Source organism: Chryseobacterium sp. MYb264, from assembly GCF_035974275.1.
Classification (GTDB): domain Bacteria; phylum Bacteroidota; class Bacteroidia; order Flavobacteriales; family Weeksellaceae; genus Chryseobacterium.
Genome location: NZ_CP142422.1, coordinates 3371672 through 3392007, shown reverse-complemented (window position 1 = coordinate 3392007; position 20336 = coordinate 3371672). Strand labels below are relative to the sequence as shown.

24 protein-coding genes are annotated in these 20336 nt (G+C 35.3%); 10 read left to right on the top strand and 14 right to left on the bottom strand.

The window, feature by feature from the left end:
- Positions 1-206: 206 nt before the first annotated feature.
- The 7 genes from VUJ46_RS14670 to VUJ46_RS14640 form a co-directional block, all read right to left on the bottom strand.
- Entirely contained in the window at positions 207-719 is a 513-nt protein-coding gene (locus tag VUJ46_RS14670) for a DUF6973 domain-containing protein (RefSeq protein ID WP_326981482.1), read from the bottom strand.
- Positions 720-773: 54 nt separating this feature from the next.
- Entirely contained in the window at positions 774-1628 is an 855-nt protein-coding gene (gene accD / locus VUJ46_RS14665) for an acetyl-CoA carboxylase, carboxyltransferase subunit beta (protein WP_267403490.1), read from the bottom strand.
- 88 nt (positions 1629-1716) lie between these two features.
- Positions 1717-2787: a class II fructose-bisphosphate aldolase gene (gene fbaA / locus VUJ46_RS14660; RefSeq protein WP_326981481.1), complete on the bottom strand. Its 1071-nt coding sequence runs from the start codon at positions 2785-2787 to the stop codon at positions 1717-1719.
- Between the two features lie 70 nt (positions 2788-2857).
- A complete protein-coding gene (locus VUJ46_RS14655) occupies positions 2858-3724 on the bottom strand; it encodes an NAD kinase (protein WP_326981480.1) in 867 nt (288 codons plus the stop codon).
- Between the two features lie 4 nt (positions 3725-3728).
- Positions 3729-4304 (bottom strand): CBS domain-containing protein, encoded by a 576-nt coding sequence (locus VUJ46_RS14650; RefSeq protein WP_326981479.1) that lies wholly within the window; start codon positions 4302-4304, stop codon positions 3729-3731.
- Between the two features lie 393 nt (positions 4305-4697).
- Entirely contained in the window at positions 4698-5234 is a 537-nt protein-coding gene (locus tag VUJ46_RS14645; protein WP_326981478.1) for an RNA methyltransferase, read from the bottom strand.
- A 4-nt stretch (positions 5235-5238) separates the two neighbouring features.
- Positions 5239-5859 (bottom strand): toxin-antitoxin system YwqK family antitoxin, encoded by a 621-nt coding sequence (locus VUJ46_RS14640; RefSeq protein ID WP_326981477.1) that lies wholly within the window; start codon positions 5857-5859, stop codon positions 5239-5241.
- Positions 5860-6004: 145 nt separating this feature from the next.
- Here VUJ46_RS14640 and VUJ46_RS14635 point away from each other — a divergent pair, with 145 nt between their 5' ends.
- Entirely contained in the window at positions 6005-6604 is a 600-nt protein-coding gene (locus VUJ46_RS14635) for a hypothetical protein (RefSeq protein ID WP_326981476.1), read from the top strand.
- On the opposite strand, the gene VUJ46_RS14630 is transcribed toward VUJ46_RS14635, so the two are convergent.
- Positions 6601-7494, bottom strand: coding sequence for a bestrophin family protein (locus tag VUJ46_RS14630; RefSeq protein WP_326981475.1), 894 nt, complete (start codon positions 7492-7494; stop codon positions 6601-6603). The two genes, VUJ46_RS14635 and VUJ46_RS14630, sit on opposite strands and share 4 nt — an antisense overlap.
- A gap of 381 nt (positions 7495-7875) precedes the next feature.
- On the opposite strand from VUJ46_RS14630, the gene VUJ46_RS14625 reads away from it, so the two are divergent.
- A complete protein-coding gene (locus VUJ46_RS14625) occupies positions 7876-8754 on the top strand; it encodes a cupin-like domain-containing protein (RefSeq protein WP_326981474.1) in 879 nt (292 codons plus the stop codon).
- A gap of 51 nt (positions 8755-8805) precedes the next feature.
- On the opposite strand, the gene VUJ46_RS14620 is transcribed toward VUJ46_RS14625, so the two are convergent.
- Positions 8806-9219, bottom strand: a complete 414-nt coding sequence (locus VUJ46_RS14620) for a hypothetical protein (protein ID WP_326981473.1) — start codon at positions 9217-9219, stop codon at positions 8806-8808.
- Between the two features lie 250 nt (positions 9220-9469).
- Between VUJ46_RS14620 and VUJ46_RS14615 the strand changes: the two genes are divergently transcribed.
- Both VUJ46_RS14615 and mutS read left to right on the top strand, forming a co-directional pair.
- Entirely contained in the window at positions 9470-10810 is a 1341-nt protein-coding gene (locus VUJ46_RS14615) for an IS5 family transposase (protein ID WP_326981209.1), read from the top strand.
- Between the two features lie 358 nt (positions 10811-11168).
- Positions 11169-13763: a DNA mismatch repair protein MutS gene (gene mutS, locus VUJ46_RS14610; RefSeq protein ID WP_326981472.1), complete on the top strand. Its 2595-nt coding sequence runs from the start codon at positions 11169-11171 to the stop codon at positions 13761-13763.
- Between the two features lie 6 nt (positions 13764-13769).
- Here mutS and VUJ46_RS14605 read toward each other — a convergent pair whose 3' ends face one another.
- The 3 genes from VUJ46_RS14605 to VUJ46_RS14595 form a co-directional block, all read right to left on the bottom strand.
- Entirely contained in the window at positions 13770-14204 is a 435-nt protein-coding gene (locus VUJ46_RS14605) for an energy transducer TonB (RefSeq protein ID WP_326981471.1), read from the bottom strand.
- A gap of 36 nt (positions 14205-14240) precedes the next feature.
- Positions 14241-14690 (bottom strand): energy transducer TonB, encoded by a 450-nt coding sequence (locus VUJ46_RS14600; RefSeq protein WP_326981470.1) that lies wholly within the window; start codon positions 14688-14690, stop codon positions 14241-14243.
- A 112-nt stretch (positions 14691-14802) separates the two neighbouring features.
- Positions 14803-14961, bottom strand: coding sequence for a hypothetical protein (locus VUJ46_RS14595; protein WP_326981469.1), 159 nt, complete (start codon positions 14959-14961; stop codon positions 14803-14805).
- 142 nt (positions 14962-15103) lie between these two features.
- Here VUJ46_RS14595 and VUJ46_RS14590 point away from each other — a divergent pair, with 142 nt between their 5' ends.
- The 6 genes from VUJ46_RS14590 (at position 15104) to VUJ46_RS14565 (ending at position 19075) form a co-directional block, all read left to right on the top strand.
- Positions 15104-15589, top strand: a complete 486-nt coding sequence (locus VUJ46_RS14590; protein ID WP_326981468.1) for a TlpA family protein disulfide reductase — start codon at positions 15104-15106, stop codon at positions 15587-15589.
- 10 nt (positions 15590-15599) lie between these two features.
- Positions 15600-16256 carry a thioredoxin family protein gene (locus VUJ46_RS14585; protein ID WP_326981467.1) on the top strand — a complete coding sequence of 219 codons (657 nt, stop codon included), beginning with the start codon at positions 15600-15602 and terminating at the stop codon, positions 16254-16256.
- A gap of 67 nt (positions 16257-16323) precedes the next feature.
- Positions 16324-16707 (top strand): ribosomal maturation YjgA family protein, encoded by a 384-nt coding sequence (locus VUJ46_RS14580; RefSeq protein ID WP_326985109.1) that lies wholly within the window; start codon positions 16324-16326, stop codon positions 16705-16707.
- A 146-nt stretch (positions 16708-16853) separates the two neighbouring features.
- On the top strand, positions 16854-17048 hold the full coding sequence (locus VUJ46_RS14575; protein WP_326981466.1) for a hypothetical protein: 195 nt from the start codon (positions 16854-16856) through the stop codon (positions 17046-17048).
- 122 nt (positions 17049-17170) lie between these two features.
- Complete coding sequence (locus tag VUJ46_RS14570) at positions 17171-18217, top strand: PA0069 family radical SAM protein (RefSeq protein WP_326981465.1); 1047 nt, start codon at positions 17171-17173, stop codon at positions 18215-18217.
- A gap of 48 nt (positions 18218-18265) precedes the next feature.
- Positions 18266-19075 (top strand): GLPGLI family protein, encoded by an 810-nt coding sequence (locus VUJ46_RS14565; protein ID WP_326981464.1) that lies wholly within the window; start codon positions 18266-18268, stop codon positions 19073-19075.
- Positions 19076-19141: 66 nt separating this feature from the next.
- On the opposite strand, the gene VUJ46_RS14560 is transcribed toward VUJ46_RS14565, so the two are convergent.
- Positions 19142-19303, bottom strand: coding sequence for a bacteriocin-like protein (locus tag VUJ46_RS14560; RefSeq protein WP_326981463.1), 162 nt, complete (start codon positions 19301-19303; stop codon positions 19142-19144).
- Between the two features lie 81 nt (positions 19304-19384).
- A complete protein-coding gene (locus tag VUJ46_RS14555) occupies positions 19385-20335 on the bottom strand; it encodes an isopenicillin N synthase family dioxygenase (protein WP_326981462.1) in 951 nt (316 codons plus the stop codon).
- Position 20336: the final 1 nt, after the last annotated feature.

Here is a 20336-nt window from a genome sequence, read left to right as displayed (position 1 = left end):
AATTTTTAAGTTATTGCGAGGAATGAAATGATGAAGCTGTCTTTTAATATCAATTGGAACGGGCTTTAGCCCGTTTAACAAGTATAGAGGATCAGAATTGGCTTTAGCCAAAACCTAACAAAAATAAATGATAAATATTGGAAAGCTTAGATTCCTCCGAAAAGACAAACGTTGAAAGAAAAGGAATAATTGAATATGAAAATAGGTTATTTTTCATCAAGATAAACCAAAAATCCTTCAAAATTATCATCCAGATTTTTCAAAACTTTGGCTTCTTTCATTTTCTTTTCCAATCCATCAATGAAAAAACTTTTTTCAAAAAACTGGCGGTGAATTCCGGGCAATAATTCTCTGTAAAAATTCATTCCGAATGCGTTGTTATGAAGATCCATTTTGGTTTCCAAAGGTTTGTTGGGAAATAATTCTTCGTGCATATCGGTGATTTTTTTGCAGAAATCAAGAGCTTTCTCAGGAGAGGAAACTTTTGAGCAGTACATCGTAATAAAACAGCACCAAAGTGCGTGTCTGAAAGCATTACCTATTCCGTTATTAGAAGCCGTTTTCGGGAACTTTTTCTGAGCAATGGTAAAAGCCTGGACGGTAGCATGAAAACTTAATATGGCGAAAATAGGATGGGGGAGAACAAGCCCTAAAAGACGACAAATCTTTTTAAAGCTCATGCTTCGGATCGTATTAAAAAATATTTTAAAAGTTCTCATCAATAAAAATCTCTCCCTAATTAGAGAGAGATTGTAGTATTTTGTTACAAATCGTTAAGCATTTACTGCTAATAATTTTACTGTTTTAGCAACGGTTTCCTGTATTTCAGTTCTTTTCACGATGAAATCTACAAAACCTTTTTCCTGAAGGAATTCCGAAGTCTGGAAACCTTCCGGTAAGTCTCTACCGATCGTTTCACGGATAACTCTTGGTCCTGCAAAACCGATCAATGCTTTTGGTTCAGCCATAATAATATCGGCTGTCATTGCGAAAGAAGCGGTAATTCCACCAAAAGTAGGGTCACAAAGGTAAGCGATATATAAAAGTCCTGCTTCTGAAAGCTGAGCCAATTTAGCCTGAACTTTTGCCAACTGCATCAAAGAATACGTTGCTTCCTGCATTCTCGCTCCACCAGACTGGCAGATGATCATGTAAGGAAGTTTGTTTTTGATACAGTAATCTACCGCTCTTCTGATTTTTTCACCCATTACAGATCCTAGAGAACCTCCGATAAAAGCGAAATCCATACAAGAAACTACCATTTCAGTTCCTTTTACAGTTCCTACTGCATTTCTGATAGAATCTGTCAGTTTTGTTTTTGCTTTTACCTCTTTCAGACGGTCTGCATAAGGTTTTGTATCCTTGAAATTCAGGATGTCAATACTTTCAACATTAGCATCCAATTCAGTGAATTTACCTTCATCAAAAAGGATATCAAAAAACTCTGCACTTCCTATTCTTACATGAAATCCGTCTTCCGGAGAAACATAGTTATTTCTCTTTAGTTCGTCATGCTCAACAATTTTTCCTGAAGGAGTCTGATGCCAAAGACCTTTGGGAACATCTTTTTTCTCATCAGTAGATGTCGTAATATTTTGTGCTTTTCTTTTAAACCACTCGAATGCCATATTGTATATAATTGATGTGTGATAAATGATAAGAGATAAAAGAAGCGATTTAGAAATCAGCTATCATTCATCTCTTATCAATTATAATTTATTTAAGCGTATTTACGTTATTTAAATCTTCAAATGCCTGAACTAATCTTGCTGCGAAAGTTTCCTCACCTTTTCTTACCCAAACTCTTGGATCATAGAATTTTTTGTTCGGTTTTTCTTCACCTTCAGGGTTTCCGATTTGAGTTCTTAAATAATCTACATTGTTTACCATATAATCTCTGATACCTTCTGTGTAAGCAAACTGAAGGTCAGTATCAATGTTCATTTTAATTACACCGTAGTCGATTGCCTCTCTGATCTCCTCTACAGTAGATCCAGAACCTCCGTGGAATACGAAGTTGATTGGCTTCTCAACAGTTCCGAATTTCTCCTGAACATATTTCTGAGAATTATCAAGGATTTTTGGTGTAAGAACCACGTTTCCTGGCTTGTAAACTCCGTGTACGTTTCCGAAAGCTGCAGCGATTGTAAAGTTATCAGAAATAGCTTTTAACTTTTCGTATGTGTAAGCGATATCTTCCGGTTGAGTATATAATTTTGAATTGTCAACATCAGAATTGTCAACACCATCTTCTTCACCTCCAGTTACTCCGATTTCTACTTCAAGAGTCATTTGGATTTTAGCCATTCTTTCGAAATATTTAGCAGAAATTTCTAAGTTTTCTTCTAAAGATTCTTCAGAAAGATCCAGCATGTGAGAAGAATAAAGAGATTTTCCTGTTTGTTTAAAGAACTCTTCGTTAGCATCCATCAATCCGTCGATCCAAGGCAATAATTTCTTTGCCGCGTGGTCTGTGTGAAGAATTACAGTTGCTCCGTAAGCTTCTGCAAGCGTGTGGATATGTTTTGCACCAGCAATAGCTCCTAAGATTGCAGACTTTTGCCCATCATTGCTTAATCCTTTTCCTGCGTTGTAAGCAGCTCCACCATTAGAGAACTGAATAATAACAGGTGAGTTTAATTTTGCTGCCGTTTCCAAAACTGCATTTGTGTTGCTTGAACCAATTACGTTTACTGCAGGCAATGCATATTTGTTTTCTTTAGCGTGCTGAAAAATATCAGTCACTAACTGACCTGTGGCAACTCCTGCCGGGAAAATTCTGCTCATGTTTTACGTTTTAATATAAATTATTAGGGTTTGTAAAATTCCTGTAAAGGTAATAATTTTTAAAATATTCTTAATTTCTTTTATCCCTTCCCCAAAGTAGCTTCTGGCGGATGGTTTCGTAGAAACTCAAATTGTTTGGCTGCACCAGTAAAATCTGGAAATCTGCCTTTTTAATTACAATTTCTTTATCGGTTTCTATATGTATCAATCGTGAATCCAGCGATAGGGAATACTGTGAAACCCTGCTTTCAACTCTGAATTTAATTTCCACGCTATCGTTCACCACCAAAGGTCTTACATTCAGATTGTGAGGAGCGATAGGTGTGATGACGAAGTTTTCGTTGTTCGGAGAAATGATCGGGCCGCCACAGCTTAATGAATAAGCCGTAGAACCGGTAGGCGTTGAAACAATAACACCGTCTCCCCAGAATACATTTAAAAATTCATCATTAATATAAGAATCCACCGTTACCATCGATGTCGTTTCTTTTCTGGAAACGGTAACATCATTTAAAGCATACGGAAAAAAATCTTCTAAAACAGGTGAAACTACTTGAATAACAGATCGGCGGCTGGTTTTTACATCACCTTTCAAAATAGAATCAAGCTCTTTAAAAGCTTCTTCTTTGGTAAAACTCGCCAAAAATCCTAATCTTCCGGTATTTACACCAACGATTGGGATTTCAAGATCTTCAATAAAAGTTAAAGAATTTACGATCGTTCCGTCACCACCAAAAGTGAAGAAAAGATCGACCTCTTTATCTACAAGATCCTTTTTGCTGTTAAAGGTTTCGAAAATTTTTGAAAACTGAAGGGCTTCAGCCATCTCATCATACAAAACAGATTTTACGCCTCTGTTTTCCAGTTCGGAAATAAATTTGCTTAAATATAAAAAAGTATCAAGATCTTTTTTCTGAGAATATATGGCTGCCTTCATTAGTTTATATTTCTATAAATTTCTGGAAAAATCCGAATCTGTCATTCAACAAATCCGACTTTTCATCAGAATAATATTTTTCTACAATTCTGTAATCATATCGGTCGAATGTTTCATCAATGGAGCTCAGATTTTCATTGCTGATCTTTATCGTTACATGGATCACCTCATCGGACATGAAACTGATAAACGCACCATAAAATTTCGAGTTGTTGCTCTCCACAATATTGGCGATCTCCGTCATCGAGTATTTTCTGGAAGGCGTTTCCACCGTAAGAATAGCTCCCGATTCTGAAAATAATGCATATTTCGATAAATCCTGGAAAATATCTTCACAACTGATGTATCCCAGATACTTTTCCGCTTTATTGATCACAGGGACTACGTTGGCATTGAAGGTATGAAACAGCCGGATGCTGTCCATAATATTATTATCTTCCGGAATGGCAAAACGTTCGATTTGGCGTTCCAGATCCTTCAGTGTTCCTTCTTCTTCGTAAAGAAAGTCCTGTGCAAGGGCACCGTAAAAGTGGTGGGATTTTTTAATGAAAATATGAGAATATCCAAAGTCTTCTAACATGTTCCTTGCTGATTCTATCGAGTCAGTAAGGCTAAAGCATGGGAAGTCTTTTGAGATATAGTCCTTGATAAACATGGTGCTAATTTATAAAAAATTAAATGAAACTTTTTCTGAAAATGAAACTTTTTTTCTTGAATTTTTAAAAAACAGAAATTAAAATTTGTTCGTGTCGAAAAAAGAAGTATCTTTGTCGCCTTTCATTTTTACTTTTTATTAGATTTATTTCAAACTGCACTGTCTGTTAGACACATGCAGTTTTTTTATTTTAAAGCTTTTTCAATTTTATTTTAACACAAAGTTCGCAAAGTATTTTTTTTGACTACTAAATGCGTGTAAGTTCACAAAGGCGTTTCACTCAACAAAGATCACATGAGATCTAATTAGAAATCTTTTTTATTTTATTCCCAAAACCTTCGCAAATTCCCACATTACAATTCCACCGCAAACGCTTACATTCAAAGAATGCTTGGTTCCCAATTGAGGAATTTCAATAAAAGAATCAATATTCGGTAACGCTTCATCGCTGATTCCTTCTACTTCATTTCCTAAAATAACCGCATATTTCTTCGATTTATCGATCGTAAAATCAGTAATCATTTGGCTGCTTGTTGTTTGTTCAATACCCACAACTTCAAAACCCTGCGATTTTAAATCGGCAATGGTTGTATTAATATCACTCTCGTGGCTCCAGTCTACACTTTCCGTTGCTCCCAAAGCGGCTTTGTGAATTTCACGGTGTGGCGGCTGAGGCGTAATTCCGCAAAGAATAATTTTCTGAACCAAAAATGCATCTGCCGTTCTGAAGGTTGCCCCTACATTATGCATACTTCTGATGTTGTCTAAAACCACGACCAAAGGAATTTTTTCAACCGATTTAAAAGTTTCTACATCTATTCTGTTGAGTTTTTCCAGTTTTAATTTGTGTACCAATGTCTTATTTTGTTGAGATTAATTTTCCGTCTTTGTAAACTTCTGTTTTCTCTATGCTTCCGTTTTCGCGGTAATGAACTCTGGTTCCGTTCCATTTATCATTTACGAATTCCGTTTCCCTTTGGATTTTTCCAGACGGGTAAAGCATTTTCCATTTTCCTGTGGCAATTCCGTTATCGTAATATCCGATTTGCTTTACAGATTTTCCATTATCATAAAAAAGTTTACTTTCGCCCTGCAATTTACCAAATTTAAAATTTGAAATTTCAGTAATAATTCCGGAAGAATTATAAAAAGTGGCAACCAAACTGTTGTCATAAATATTTTTCTCGCCATTTCTAAAAACTTCCTTTGAGGTTAAAATACCTTCTTTATTGAAGTAAGACCATTCTTTAACCTTATAATCTTTCTTATATTCTCCTTTGGCCTGCACTTTTCCGTTATCATAATAGAAAACAGCATCGCCTTCTAATTTTCCTTTTTTCCATTCTGCAATTTCTTTTACCTGTCCGTTTTCGTAAAACTGTTTACAACTTCCTTCCTGTAATCCGTCTTTGAAGCCGCATGGTTTTTGGGCAGACATGATTCCGAATGTACACAATGCAATTAATAATGAATATTTCATAATTCTTTTTTGTTTAAAATTAATATTTGTTGAAATAATATAAATTCATGTTCATGAATACATGAAGAATTTTAACATTTCTATCCCCAAATATGGGTATTTATTCGATTTTACAAAATACCTATATTTGGCTAAAATATCAGCTATGAAAAATGTACTCGTTTTAATGACTATGGTATCTGCTTTTACTTTTACCAAAGCACAAAATACATACTATCCGCAAGCTTTTTTCGATAAAAAATTAGCTCAGAATATGATTGGTTTCGGGAACTCAACCATTGAAGGGGTGGCTTCCACGAAACAGAAAAACAATTGGGGAATCAAACCTTTGCTGGCAGAAAAACATTATGCTAAAAAAGGAACTGTGATTATGCTTTTTCCGGTAACGCCTTATTTTGAGGAGTTTTATGACATGAGGAAGAAGTATGAAAATAAAAAAACAACGGTTTATATGTCTGAAGAAGCTTTTAAATACAGAATTGAAGCCTTAACAGACGACCGCGGAAGATTTAAATTCGAAAAACTAAAACCCGGAAAATATTATCTGGAAACCATCATTAATTTCACAGCAACCGCAAGTTATCAGAAACAAACCGGACAATCGGATGCTTATAATGCGTATGGTGGTTATTTATATTCTACCCCTATTTATCAAACGTTTTTCTATGGTTACAACGCAGGAAATCGCGAAAGTAAGTTTGTGGAAATAAAGCAGGACGGCGAAATAAAAGAAATCAAGCTCTAAGGCTTGATTTTATTTTTTTCGTTTATAATCTGATGCACATTTCGCTCAATATTCTGAGCGATCGTTTCCATGGGAATATCATTTTCGTCATTGTTGAAGGGATCTTCAATTTCCTCGGCAATGAGTTCAAGACTCATTAAAACATAATAAATAAAAACTGTCAGCGGAATGATAAAGTTCCCGATATTAATCACGTAGGCAATAGGTAGAGCAAAGACATACAGAATAATGAACTTCTTGATAAACGAAGAATAAGAATACGGAATAGGTGTATTTTTAATTCTTTCACAACCACCGCAAACTTCAAGAAAACCTGAAAGCTGATTGTCCAGATACAGCATTTCAATATCCGAAATTTTCCCCTCTTTTTTTAATTGATTCAGTTTATGACTCATCAAAATGACAATTTCGCTGGGCCCGTGATTGGTTAATTTTTTTTCCAGTTCAGAATAATCTTCATCCAAAGCCAGCCTAGTGGATTCTTTGGATAAATGTTTTGCTAAAAAGTGCGGAAAGAATTTAAGATATCTTGCCATCTGATCAGCAGTCTGTCTGTCATCGCCAAGAATAGTATTGACTTTTATGGCAAAATTTCGGGTGTCATTCACTAATTTCCCCCATAGTTTTCTGCCTTCCCACCATCGGTCATACGCTGTATTGGTTCTGAAAACCAATAACAAAGAAAGGACAAAGCCTAATAAAGAATGGATCATTCCCACATTGCTGATCCCTGATTTGGAAGTTAAATGAAAATATTCCAGTTCCAGATATTCAATCCCCCATGAATATAATCCTACAAGAACCATACTCGGAAATAAGATCTTTAAAGTATCACTTTTATGTAAACTGAAAAGGATTTTCAGGAAATGTTTGGTGTTGTAAACTCTCATAAATGTTTTTGGTGTTACAAAGATAAAATTTTCATTTTGATCTGAAGATTGAAGGGCTTTTTAAATTAGATTTAAATCTGAAATTAGGATTATTTTTTTGACGCAAAGTATTATTTAAACTCTTAATATTTAAGTGAGTCAAGAATAATCAACAAGTTGATTTGATGAAGCATTATTTTCAAGCTTCGTGGAGCAAATTTTATTTACCTTTGCTTTCTGAAATGAAATAAGGATTGAAAATTAAGCTTTGCATTTAAATAAAATAATAGCTATTGGGAGTAAAATTGTTTTCAAAATCCGTGAAAGATTATTTAACTTTAAAATTTCCTCAAAATTCAAAAAAAGACTATTTTTAGTCCTCATTTTAAATACCAAATCAAAATGATTCTCGAAAACGTAGATGTTGTAACGGATATTACCAAAGAAGATTTTCAGAAGAACTATTTCAGAAAGCATAAACCTCTTCTGATTAAGAATTTCGCCGGCCGCTGGGAAGCCTTTGATCAATGGAATTTTGATTTTATTCGTGAGAAGGCAGGTGAGCAGGAAGTTCCTTTATATGATAACAAACCTGCGGATGCCAATAAAAGTAGCGATGCTCCGGTTATTAAAATGAAGATGAAGGATTATATCGACACCATTAAAAGCAAGCCCTCCGACCTTCGTATTTTCTTTTATATTATCACCGACCGGCTTCCTGAATTGCTGAAAAACTTCACATATCCTGACTTAGGAATGAAATTTTTCAAGCGTCTTCCAACCTTGTTTTTTGGAGGAAGTGAAGCACACGTCCTGATGCATTATGATGTTGATCTGGGAGATTTTCTTCATATTCATTTTGAAGGAAAAAAAAGAATTTTATTGTTCGACCAAAAGCAGTCTGCTTTTCTGTATAAAGTTCCGTTGTCGGTTCATACAATTTATGATATCGATTATGAAAATCCTGATTATGAAAAATTTCCTGCCCTGAAACATGCCAAAGGATTTGAAATTTTCATGGAACATGGTGATGCACTTTTTATTCCGGGTGCTTTCTGGCATTTTAACCGCTATTTAGAACCTGGGTTTTCGATGTCGCTTCGTGCACTTCCCAATAAACCGAATGTATTTGCCAATATGCTGTATCACGTTTTTATCATGCGATATACAGATAAATTAATGCGAAAAATATTCAAAGCAAAATGGGTAACATATAAACAAAAATGGGCGTTTAAGAAAAGCACAGCCGCATTGCAACAGTTTTTAAATAAAGAAAAGTAAACAAGAACCCGGAGATTCTTGTTTGTACAATAATGGTGCGAATAGGAATTGTTAGCGATAACTTCGGAGTTTGATTATTTTTTTATTATTGGCGTCCCGTATGGTTTCGATACGTAAAGGACCTCCGTCGTTTATTCCTTTAAGATCAACGGTATTGAATAATCCCCAGGTGTTGGTATTATAGTCCCTTATCAGCGTATAAGCTTTCTGTCCGAGACCTTTATAAATCACATTATTTGGGGTAAAGGAGATCTCCGAAGTATGGCCCAGATTAATTTTTTTTACGGGAGTTCCCAGATAGGTATATTTGCCTAAGTCCGGCTGATACAGAAGTTCTACACCATTGTCCTTGTGTTCGTGATAATAAAGTGTTTTTTGCGGTTTTTTTCCGTCTTCAAGCTCAAAAGTAACAACGAGGGTAGGTAATTTACGGCTATTTTCTATGATTAACACTTGGTGGTTCATACTGTCTTGGGAACATGAAGTTAACACTAGTACAGAAATTAGTATCCAAAATTTTTTTTCATCAGAGTGTGTTATTAACGACACAAAAATAGATAATCGCTTCAGAATTTTGATTTTAAATTCTGTTAAATAGTCATTCCTTAAAAACCAAGTAATATTTTGATTATCAGTTTTATGCACTTATATTTCGTAAAAAATCGTTGTAAAAAATTGCAATAAATTGTATTTTTAGGATATAAAAAGTGGCAAAATGTTAGGCAAAATAAGAGAGGATTTACAGCAGAATTTATTCAAGACCAGGCTTACGGAGCTTATTAATATGGAGCATCCGGTGGTAAAATTAGCTGGGGAGATTTCCTGGGATAAAATGGAGTCAGAGTTTGAGAAATTATTTTCAGAAAACGGAAGACCTTCTATTGCTATCCGTAAAATAGCAGGAATGCTTTTGCTCAAGGAAATGTTTAAAGAAAGTGATGAAAGTGTAATAGAGAGATGGATTGAGAATGCGTATTGGCAATATTTTACCGGAGAAACCTTTTTCCAGACAGAGCAGCCTTTCGATCCGAGCAATTTTGTACACTTCAGAAAAAGAATTGGAGATAAGGGTTTGGAATTTCTTTTGGGACAAAGCGTTTCTCTCCATCCCAAAGCCAAAACAGAAGATGAAGTTCAGGTAGATACGACGGTTCAGGAGAAGAACATTACCTTTCCTACCGATGCCAAATTAGCAAAAAAAGTAATCGACAATTGTAGAAAAATAGCAGAAAAAGAGAGCGTTGTACAAAGACAAAGCTACAGAAGAGTGAGCAAACAATTATTGCGGGACGCTTTTTTTGGACATCATCCCAGAAGACAGAAGAAGGCAAAAATGGCGAGGAAAAAGCTCAGGACGATTGGTAAAAGAGTTCTTCGGGAATTGGAAAGAAAACTTCCTAAAGATGTTTTGAAAGGCTACGAAGACGTTTTTAAAATTTACCTTAAAGCACTCACCCAAGAACGTACCACGAAAGATAAAATTTACAGTCTTCACGAGCCACAAGTTGCGTGTATTGCGAAAGGAAAATCGGGAAAAGCATACGAGTTTGGGACAAAAGTAGCAGTAGTAAGAGGTCGGAAAACAGGGATCATCAGCTCGGTAAAGAGATTTTCTGGCAATCCTCACGATAGTAAAACTCTTGAAGAATCATTGGCACAGAGTGAGAGGGTAAGAAAATCCGTTGGCGGAACAAGACCTACGAAAGCCACTACAGACAGAGGATTTAAAGGAATCAAAGAAGTGGAAGGAACAGCAATTTTGCTTCCCGCAAAAAAAGAAAAAACAAAATATGGGCAACAAGTAGCCAGATTAAGATTCCGGGCAAGAGCAGCCATAGAACCTTGTATCTCTCATTTAAAAAGAAACCACTCCTTAGGATTAAACTTCCTGAAAGGAGTGGCTGGAGATATTAATAATGCATTATTAGCAGGGATTGGATACAATTTGAAGATGAGATTGAATCAAATCAAACAACAAATTCTTCTTTGGCTCGAACTTGTTCTCCGAATCTTTTTAGGCAAATATAATTTTCAAAGTCAAAAAACAGCTTTTTAAGGAGCGACTAAATAGTAAGCCTTATAGATTGATTTATAGTTAAATATGTGTTAAGCGAAAGATTCAAAACGAGATTTAACGTTAAAATCTACCAAAGTTTGTGTTTAACCTGAATTCGGGATAACAGACTTGTTTATTTAATGAAGTTGGGAAGCTGGAGGTTATGTAAAGTGATAACATCAAAATCGGCCCATTTTTCTCTGAATTTTTATGATCATCACATCATAAAGAACTTCCAGCCTCACTCTTCCGGCTTTCCGCTAAACGCTTTAATGTTAAATGACACTTTTTAAATCGGGATACTTTCTCATCTTTATTTCATATTTTTACCATCCTAAATTTTAAAGACCGATTTTTAATGGCAAAGGCGACGAAAGAAAAGAAAGAAACCCCGTTAATGACACAGTACAACACTATCAAGGCGAAGTACCCGGATGCACTTTTACTATTCAGAGTGGGGGATTTTTACGAAACTTTCGGGCAGGATGCCGTGAGAACTTCTCAGATTTTAGGAATCGTTTTAACGAAAAGAGCCAACGGTGAAGGTCATATCGAATTGGCCGGATTTCCGCATCACTCGGTAGATTCTTACCTGCCAAAATTGGTAAGAGCTGGAATGAGAGTCGCGATTTGCGACCAGTTGGAAGATCCGAAAATGGTGAAAGGAATCGTAAAAAGGGGAGTCACCGAATTGGTGACGCCCGGAGTTACGTTCAACGATCAGGTTTTAAACTCAAAAAAGAATAATTTCCTGCTGTCTCTTCATAAAGAAAAGGAGAAGTTTGGGATTGCTTTGGTTGATATTTCTACGGGAGAATTTTTAGTGAGTGAGGGAAATTTAGAAAAATTGCTTCACATCATTCATACTTTTGATCCGAGTGAAATTATTTATCAGCGAAGCGTGCAGATTCCGGAACAGATTAAAAATAAAAATGCTTTCAAGCTTGAAGATTGGGCTTATCAATATAATTTTGCCTACGAAAAACTGACGAATCATTTTAAAACCAATTCATTAAAGGGTTTTGGTGTTGAAAATCAGCCATTGGCGATTACGGCGGCAGGAGCAATTTTTGCCTATTTAGTTGAAGATACGCATCATAATTTATTGGCTCACATCACTAAAATTCAGACGATTCCGCAGGAAGATTTTCTGATGATGGATAATTTCACATTGAGAAACCTTGAAATTGTGTATCCAAGCAATGCACAGGGAAAATCTTTGTTGGATATTATCGACAAAACTTCAACTCCGATGGGAGGAAGATTGTTGAGACGAAGAATTATTTTACCTTTAAAATCGGTTAACGAAATCAACAGAAGGCTTTCTTTAATTGATTTTTTAAACGAAAACGATCATCTTAAATATGAAATTTTCCAATTATTAAAATCGATTTCTGATTTGGATCGATTAATGGGAAAACTGGCGGCAGAAAAAATTTCTCCAAAAGAATTGGGATATCTTCGCCAGAGTCTGATTAATATTCATACGATTAAAGGATTGCTTCATCCTCACGCCGATATTTTGGCTTGGCTGGAACCTCTATACGATCAGGATGAATTGATAAAATGTCTTCAAAATCATTTAAATGAAGAACTTCCGGTTAATTTATCAAAAGGAAATGTCATTAAAGAAGGGATTTCCGAAGAATTGGATAGATTAAGAGGGCTTCAATCCAAAGGTCGCGGTTTCCTGGATGAAATGTGCCAAAGAGAAATTGAAAGAACCGGAATTACAAGCCTTAAAATTGATTTTAACAATGTTTTCGGATATTATATTGAGGTTCGAAATACCCATAAAGATAAAGTTCCAGGTGACTGGTTGCGAAAGCAGACGTTGGTAAATGCCGAACGTTACATTACGGAAGAGCTGAAAGAGTATGAAAGCCAGATTCTTGGAGCGGAAGAAAAAATCGGCGTTTTAGAAAATCAGCTGTACAGAAATGTTTGTGCTGAAACGATGATTTACATCGACCAGATTCAGGAAAATTCAAATATTATCGCTCAGTTAGATGTTGCGGTTGGTTTATCTGAATTAGCTGTCTCTGAGAGTTATACAAAACCTGTTTTAACGGAAACTTTTGCGATCGATTTAAAAGAAGCAAGACATCCGATTATCGAAAATGCACTTCCTTTAGGTGAAAAATATATCCCGAATGATATCTTCTTAGATAAAGATTCTCAACAGATTATCATGGTGACCGGACCGAACATGGCAGGTAAATCGGCAATTCTCCGTCAGACCGCGATTGTTTGTCTTTTAGCGCAAATTGGAAGTTTTGTGCCTGCAAAGCACGCTGAAATCGGTGTTTTGGATAAAATTTTCACAAGGGTAGGGGCAACAGACAATATTTCTTCGGGCGAATCTACTTTTATGGTGGAAATGAATGAAGCAGCAAATATTCTGAATAATATTTCTGATCGAAGTTTAATTTTATTAGATGAAATCGGTCGTGGAACTTCAACCTATGACGGGGTTTCTATCGCTTGGGCGATTGCGGAATATCTTCATCAGCACCCGACTCAGGCAAAGACCTTATTTGCAACACATTATCATGAATTGAATGAAATGACCGTGAATTTTGAACGGGTAAAAAATTTCCATGTTTCGATTCAGGAGAACAAAGGAAATATTATTTTCCTTAGAAAACTGGTGCCGGGAGGCAGTGAGCATAGCTTCGGTATTCACGTGGCCAAACTGGCGGGAATGCCTTCTAAAGTAGTGAACAGAGCGAACGAAATTCTGAAAACACTGGAAGCAAGCCGAACTCAGGGAAGCTCTTCCGAAAGCATCAAAAAAGTGACTGAGGAAAATATGCAATTGTCTTTCTTTCAGTTGGACGATCCCGTTTTGGAAAGTATTCGGGAAGAACTGACGAAAATTGATATTAATACACTGACCCCGATTGAAGCTTTGATGAAGCTGAATGCGATTAAAAAGATGATTGGGAAGTAATATATTCTATTTTTTTGGTGAATCAAAGTTGAAGTGTAACGGAATCCTCACTCTGTAACGGACTTTTTGACCATTAATTTCAGCAGGAACCCATTTGTCTTTAATTTTTGAAACCGATCGAATCACTTCTTCATTAAAGCTTTGATTGTTTCCTGTGGCTTTTATATCTGTCATTGAGCCTGTTTTGTCAATAATAAAAAGAAGTTCGCAACTCATATTTTCAGTTCCTTTTATTTTTTTGCCTCTAAAGTTTTTTAAAAGCATTTGCCTAAAAACATTAATCCCTTTAGGAAATTCGGCTGCTTTTTCAATGTCTCCTGTCACGTTGTTATTTTTTTCTATTAAAACCAATTCGTTCAAATCGGTAGATCCTGCTATGGCTTCCTGGGCCGAAATGAAACAGTAAAATAACAGGCAATAACAGTTTGCGATTTTTTTCATGGTGAAAATTTTTAACAAAGATAAACTTATTAAAGCTTAATCATACTTCTTTAAGGTCAAAGGGAAAGTATATAAAAAGCGGACAGGCTCTCCATTGTTTGTAGCTGGTTTCCATCGTACGAATAGCCTTCTTACTGCTACTTCGGCGGCCTGGGAATGCTTTTTATTATCTCCGGTGGCTGCCACAAACCTTACATAACCATTTTTTTCTACAATAAAATAAACACGGGTATTGATCTGATCTGATTTAACATCTATAACATCCATTTTTTCGGCAAACTGCCTTTTGAATGCTTCTGTGCCTCCGGGAAATTCGGGGGATATCTCTGCTTTAGTAACCACATCACTGAGTTTCATTTTTGTTCTAAGAATTCCATAGTCGGGAATGTTTTTTACACTACTGAATTCAGGAATATAAGTTTCAGCGGTTTGCGTGAATGCTAAGATACTGAACTGGAGTACCAGAAAAATAAGTACTTTTTTCATGATAAAACGGATTTGACGGTAGATGTATGCATGCAAAAAAGGAGCCTAAAGAAAGAATAAAAAAATGATTGAAGATTTCTCCTCAATCATTCATTATTTTATGACATTGAAATTAGCAGCAGAAGCCATTTCTGTCCCCTGCACCCAATCTCCATTCTTCATCTGCACCATTACGACAAAATCCCTCATAACAAGGTCCTTTTGCTGCTCCTTTAATGTTTTTTAATTCATTTTTTGTAAGCTTCTTTTTTAAATTTTTTGTGGATTTCATAGTGATAATTTTTATTTGATTGACCGCTAAAGTACACTTATTTTTATTAAATCAATTAATTGTGATTAAAAAATTATGGAATTTAATAAATTTTAACATTTTGATAGTCAGGTATAAATATTCATTTTAGTTAAATTTGACTATGAAAAAATTAATCGCCCTTTTTTTAATCCTCCTTTCTATTTCTATAGTTAATGCTCAGCAAGCAACCTTACCTTCTGTGAAATATGAAGAGCTTGAAAAGAGAATTCAACAGGAAAAAGAGAAGCTTGTAGTAGTTAATTTCTGGTCAACTACCTGTGCGCCCTGCGTAAAAGAGCTTCCTCATTTTATGGAAATCAATAAAAAGTATTCTGATAATCCGAAATTTAAAATGATCTTGGTTTCTTTGGACAGATTGATGGATAAAGAGAGAGTGATTAAATTTATTAAAAATAAAAACCTGACTGCCGAAGTCATTTTACTGGATGATATTAAAAGGATGAATACCTGGATTCCAACATTTGAAAAAGACTGGGATGGAAATATTCCGGTAACGATTTTCTATAAAAATGGAGTGAAGGTTCATTTTAATGATGGTGAAATGAGTAAAGATGAACTGGAATCTGTAATTGCAAAAAACGTATAAACAAATATTTATGAAAAATTTTAAAGTTATATTGACTGCCTTTGTTCTTGGGCTTGGTTTATTGAGTTTCACAACAGGAAATCATCATAAAAATGAAACGGAATCGGGAGATAAATCTTCTGTAAAAGGCTATGAAGTTGGGGATGAAGCGACAGATTTTAAACTGAAAAATGTAGATGGGAAAATGGTATCACTGGCAGATTTTAAAACCGCAAAAGGGTTTATCGTTGTTTTTACCTGCAACCATTGTCCGTATGCGAAAAAGTACGAAAACCGAATTATTGAATTAGATAAGAAATTCAAATCTCAGGGTTATCCGGTAATTGCGATCAATCCAAATGACCCCAATGTGCAGCCTGAAGACGGTTACAAGGAAATGATCGAAAGAGCCAAGCAGAAGAATTTTACTTTTCCGTATCTGGTGGATGATAGACAGAAAATTTTCCCTCAATACGGAGCCACAAAAACGCCTCATGTGTTTCTTTTGCAGAAAGAGAATGGTAAAAATATAGTGAAATACATTGGTGCCATCGACAATAACTACGAAAACCCGAATGATGTTTCTGAATATTATGTGCAGGATGCGGTAAATGCTTTGATTAAAAATGAACCGATAAAAATGACGAAAACAGTTGCTATTGGATGCACCGTGAAAGTAAAGAAATAATATATTTGTGCATACAAAATCGGTGTTTGTCTGAATACCGATTTTTTATGTCTAAAAATTAATAATGATGAAATTCAAATTCAATCTAAAATATTTCGTTGTAACAATAATAATTTTCTTAATTGAAGTTTTAATAGCCACAAAACTCAAAAATATTTTCTTCGTAAGAGCCTATTTAGGCGATGTAATTGTGGTGATGCTGATTTATACTTTCATCAAATGTTTTTTTGAAATAAAAAATAACTTACAACTGATTCTCGGTATTTTTGTTTTCTCCTGCCTCGTAGAGTTTGCACAATATCTTAATGTCGCTGAAAAACTTGGCTTCAAGCCAGGTAGTCTGATGTATATTGTAATCGGAAATTCATTTTCCCTGATCGATATTCTCTGTTATGCAGCCGGATGCCTACTACTTTCTGTTTTCATTAAAATGATACTCGAAAAGAAATAATAATCCGAATTTGCTTTAAAATTTTTTGTTTTGAAAATTTAAATCATTTTACTTGGCAAGGCGGGGCATATTAACAAAAATTATAATTGACATGGAATAAATAGGTATGCTTTTTGCAGTAGTCATTTTAATAAATCGGACAAAATATGAAAAAAGAAGTTGGAGTTTTACTGGCAGGAGGAGTTGGTCTTTTGGCAGTATTAAGTATCATAGGCATTAAGAAAATATTACACAAAAAAGACAAAAAATATAGTGATAGCTATTCAGACTATCACAGACACTTTGATGAAAAAAACCACGAGGATGAATATCACGGAGTGGAATTTTACGCACTGAAGTAGTAAAAAAATATATTAATTATGTTTAAATCCAGCACTGTGACGGTGTTGGATTTTTTTTGTGGAAAAATTTAATGTTAAAACTCATTATTTTACAAAATTTCCGCTCTAATTTTACATCTGAAATGCAGAACGAAAATATCATAAAAGGTCAGGGAGCGCTACGAAATGTCATTAACCGTTTCGATAAATATACTCATGAGCCTGAAGATGAAGATTTCGAAACTGTGAAAACTTCTTTCACGGAAGTATTTCCAAAATCAATTGTAAACCAGGTGAAAAGTGAGGATCTTCCAATGGAATATTCCATGAACCCTTATCAGGGGTGTGAGCATGGATGTTCTTACTGTTTTGCCAGACCCACGCACGAATATTGGGGCTACAGTGCCGGGATTGATTTCGAAAGAAAGATCATGGTAAAGAAAAATGCACCGGAATTGCTGGAAAAATTTTTTCAAAAAAGAGGTTATCAGCCTGCACCGATTTTACTTTCCGGGAATACGGATTGTTATCAGCCTGCAGAACGACAGTTTGAGATCACCAGAAAATTACTGCAAGTTTGTCTCGACTACAGACATCCTGTCAATATTCTGACAAAAAATGCAATGGTTTTAAGAGATCTTGATATTCTGAAACCTATGGCGGAAAAGAATCTTGTTTCCGTTTCGTTAAGCATTCCCACAATTAATGAAGATCTCAGAAGAAAAATGGAGCCGCGCACGAGTTCCGCAAAAAATAAAATGAAAGCCATAGAGGTCTTATCTGAAAACAATATCCCTGTTCACGTGATGGTGGCACCTGTTATTCCCGGATTGAATAGTGATGAGCCACTGAATATTCTGAAGTCTATTTCAGAAGCTGGTGCCCAAAGTTTTGGTTACACGCTGGTGAGGCTAAATGATACAGTGGAGCCTGTTTTTGTGAAATGGATTGAAGCGGCTTTTCCGGATCGCGCTCAAAAAGTACTTAACCTTATTCGCTCGATGCGAGGCGGAAAATTGGGCGACAAAAGATATTTTGAACGACAAAGAGGGGAGGGGAATATAGCAGAGATGATTCATACAACTTTCAAAATCGGGAAAAAGAAGTTTTTTGAGGGTAAAGAGTTTCCGAAATTGTCTGTAAAAGATTTTACGGGAAGTAGAGATCAGCAGCTGAGATTGTTTGATTAATTTTTATTTTTCTCATTTCTTTGGTATTTTAGTACTAAATAATTCCTGATGAGACTATTAATTATTTTACTTTTTGTTTTTAATTATTCATTAGCACAGACCACAAGGTTTATTTATCAATATGAATTTGTGCCAGACACTACACTTCCAAAAGTCATAAGTAAGGAATATATGTTTCTGGATATTCATCCAAAAGAATCGCAATTTTACAGCTATAGAAATTATAATGTAGATTCTACTGCTGTTGCTTATAAAAAGAAAGGTTTGTTTTATATGCCGCCCAATCGGGAATATATTAATTTCAGGATTATTAAAAACCTTCAGAATAATGAAGTGAATATGATGACGAAAATTAGTTCTACAGTTTACGGTGTTTCAGACAAAAGAAAAATAAACTGGAAAATAACCAATCGAAAAGGCAGTATTTTAGGGCATTCTGTTACCAGCGCAGAAACCAATTTTGGAGGTAGAAACTGGACGGCGTGGTTTGCTTCCGATATTTCTATTCAGGACGGACCTTATAAATTTAAAGGGCTTCCGGGTTTAATCCTAAAAATTGAAGATGATAAAAAAAATCATGTTTTCACTGCGATACAGATTGTAAAGTCTAAAAATAATGAAGAATATCCATCAACTGAAAATTCAAAACCTACTAAACAGATTACTCAGGAAGAATATAAAAAGCTTTTGACTGAATATCGAAAAGATCCATTAAAGCATTTACGCGGAAGATATCCGGATCAAACAGATAGTGACGGAAATTTCAGGACAGGCGAACAGGTTTTTAGAGATGAAGAGAAGCTTTTTAAAAACAGAATTAAAAAAGATAATAATATGCTGGAAATAGATTTATTGTAATGATTTCAAAAACAAAAAACCGCTCCCAAAGGAACGGTTCTTTTTTATCATGTATGATTTTTGATCTTACATATCATCTACCGGACATTTGAAATCGTCGCTGCAAGCTACACATACAACAATGCCGTTGCAGGCATACAGACAAAGTTCTGGTTCCGGAAGTTTTACACCTCCTGCGCCGGTAATAGATTTTAATTGGCCTTTACTTAGTTTTTTTAAATTTTTCATAATGTTTTAATTAGAAATTTGATACTTAAGTAAAGATAATTAATTTTTGATTAACTCAAATAACTGTGGTATATTTTACAGTTAAATTTTTATCAATCCCAATTCTACCAATCTTTCATGCAAAAATTCTCCGGCTGTAGTATCAGAATACAATTTAGGATTGTTTTCATCCACACAGTTTTCAAGCGCATTTAACGACATTGAACTTACAGGGTGCATAAAGAAAGGAATCGAATATCTTGAAGTTCCCCACAATTCTCTTGGCGGATTTACCACTCTGTGAATCGTAGATTTCAATCTGTTGTTGGTATGTCTCGACAACATATCTCCAACGTTGATCATCAATTCATCCGGTTCTGCAATCGCATCGATCCAGTCTCCGTTGTGATTCTGAACCTGAAGACCTTTCCCCTGAGAACCCATTAAAAGAGTAATGAGGTTAATATCTCCGTGAGCTGCTGCTCTTACCGCATCATTAGGCTCTTCTGTGATTGGCGGATAATGAATAGGTCTAAGAATAGAATTTCCTTCTGCGATTTTGTCGTCAAAATAAAATTCATCCAGACCAAGATAAATGGCCAATGCTCTTAAAACATACTGTCCTGTTTTTTCAAGCATCTGGTAAGCTTCCTTGCCTACTTCATTGAATTTTGGAAGTTCATCCACGATTACGTTGTCAGGATATTCGCTTTTGTATTGGGAATCATCAGACACATATTGTCCGAAATGCCAAAACTCCTTCAAATCTCCTTTTTTGAAACCCTTTGCAGTTTCTTTACCAAATCCTACATAACCTCTTTGGCCACCAATTCCGGGAATTTCATACTTAAGTTTCGTTTCCGTTGGAAGTTCAAAAAAGTTTTTCACCTCTCCATACAAATCTTCTACAAGGTTGTCATCAAGAAAATGGCCTTTTAAGGCTACAAAACCAATTTCTTCATAAGCTTTTCCGATTTCATTTACAAATTTCTGTTTGCGTTCCGGGGTACCCGAAAGGAAATCACGCAGGTCTACACTAGGTATTTTGTCCATT

Coding starts and splice junctions, on each gene's coding strand:
- VUJ46_RS14585 (WP_326981467.1), top strand. CDS start 15,600: ATGAAAAATTTTAAAGTTATATTGACTGCCTTTGTTCTTGGGCTTGGT.
- VUJ46_RS14590 (WP_326981468.1), top strand. CDS start 15,104: ATGAAAAAATTAATCGCCCTTTTTTTAATCCTCCTTTCTATTTCTATA.
- VUJ46_RS14595 (WP_326981469.1), bottom strand. CDS start 14,961: ATGAAATCCACAAAAAATTTAAAAAAGAAGCTTACAAAAAATGAATTA.
- VUJ46_RS14640 (WP_326981477.1), bottom strand. CDS start 5,859: ATGAAATATTCATTATTAATTGCATTGTGTACATTCGGAATCATGTCT.
- VUJ46_RS14625 (WP_326981474.1), top strand. CDS start 7,876: ATGATTCTCGAAAACGTAGATGTTGTAACGGATATTACCAAAGAAGAT.
- VUJ46_RS14615 (WP_326981209.1), top strand. CDS start 9,470: ATGTTAGGCAAAATAAGAGAGGATTTACAGCAGAATTTATTCAAGACC.
- VUJ46_RS14670 (WP_326981482.1), bottom strand. CDS start 719: ATGAGAACTTTTAAAATATTTTTTAATACGATCCGAAGCATGAGCTTT.
- VUJ46_RS14600 (WP_326981470.1), bottom strand. CDS start 14,690: ATGAAAAAAGTACTTATTTTTCTGGTACTCCAGTTCAGTATCTTAGCA.
- VUJ46_RS14650 (WP_326981479.1), bottom strand. CDS start 4,304: ATGTTAGAAGACTTTGGATATTCTCATATTTTCATTAAAAAATCCCAC.
- VUJ46_RS14635 (WP_326981476.1), top strand. CDS start 6,005: ATGAAAAATGTACTCGTTTTAATGACTATGGTATCTGCTTTTACTTTT.
- VUJ46_RS14655 (WP_326981480.1), bottom strand. CDS start 3,724: ATGAAGGCAGCCATATATTCTCAGAAAAAAGATCTTGATACTTTTTTA.
- VUJ46_RS14570 (WP_326981465.1), top strand. CDS start 17,171: ATGCAGAACGAAAATATCATAAAAGGTCAGGGAGCGCTACGAAATGTC.
- VUJ46_RS14580 (WP_326985109.1), top strand. CDS start 16,324: ATGAAATTCAAATTCAATCTAAAATATTTCGTTGTAACAATAATAATT.
- VUJ46_RS14575 (WP_326981466.1), top strand. CDS start 16,854: ATGAAAAAAGAAGTTGGAGTTTTACTGGCAGGAGGAGTTGGTCTTTTG.
- VUJ46_RS14630 (WP_326981475.1), bottom strand. CDS start 7,494: ATGAGAGTTTACAACACCAAACATTTCCTGAAAATCCTTTTCAGTTTA.
- VUJ46_RS14565 (WP_326981464.1), top strand. CDS start 18,266: ATGAGACTATTAATTATTTTACTTTTTGTTTTTAATTATTCATTAGCA.
- VUJ46_RS14555 (WP_326981462.1), bottom strand. CDS start 20,335: ATGGACAAAATACCTAGTGTAGACCTGCGTGATTTCCTTTCGGGTACC.
- VUJ46_RS14560 (WP_326981463.1), bottom strand. CDS start 19,303: ATGAAAAATTTAAAAAAACTAAGTAAAGGCCAATTAAAATCTATTACC.
- VUJ46_RS14620 (WP_326981473.1), bottom strand. CDS start 9,219: ATGAACCACCAAGTGTTAATCATAGAAAATAGCCGTAAATTACCTACC.
- VUJ46_RS14605 (WP_326981471.1), bottom strand. CDS start 14,204: ATGAAAAAAATCGCAAACTGTTATTGCCTGTTATTTTACTGTTTCATT.
- mutS (WP_326981472.1), top strand. CDS start 11,169: ATGGCAAAGGCGACGAAAGAAAAGAAAGAAACCCCGTTAATGACACAG.
- accD (WP_267403490.1), bottom strand. CDS start 1,628: ATGGCATTCGAGTGGTTTAAAAGAAAAGCACAAAATATTACGACATCT.
- fbaA (WP_326981481.1), bottom strand. CDS start 2,787: ATGAGCAGAATTTTCCCGGCAGGAGTTGCCACAGGTCAGTTAGTGACT.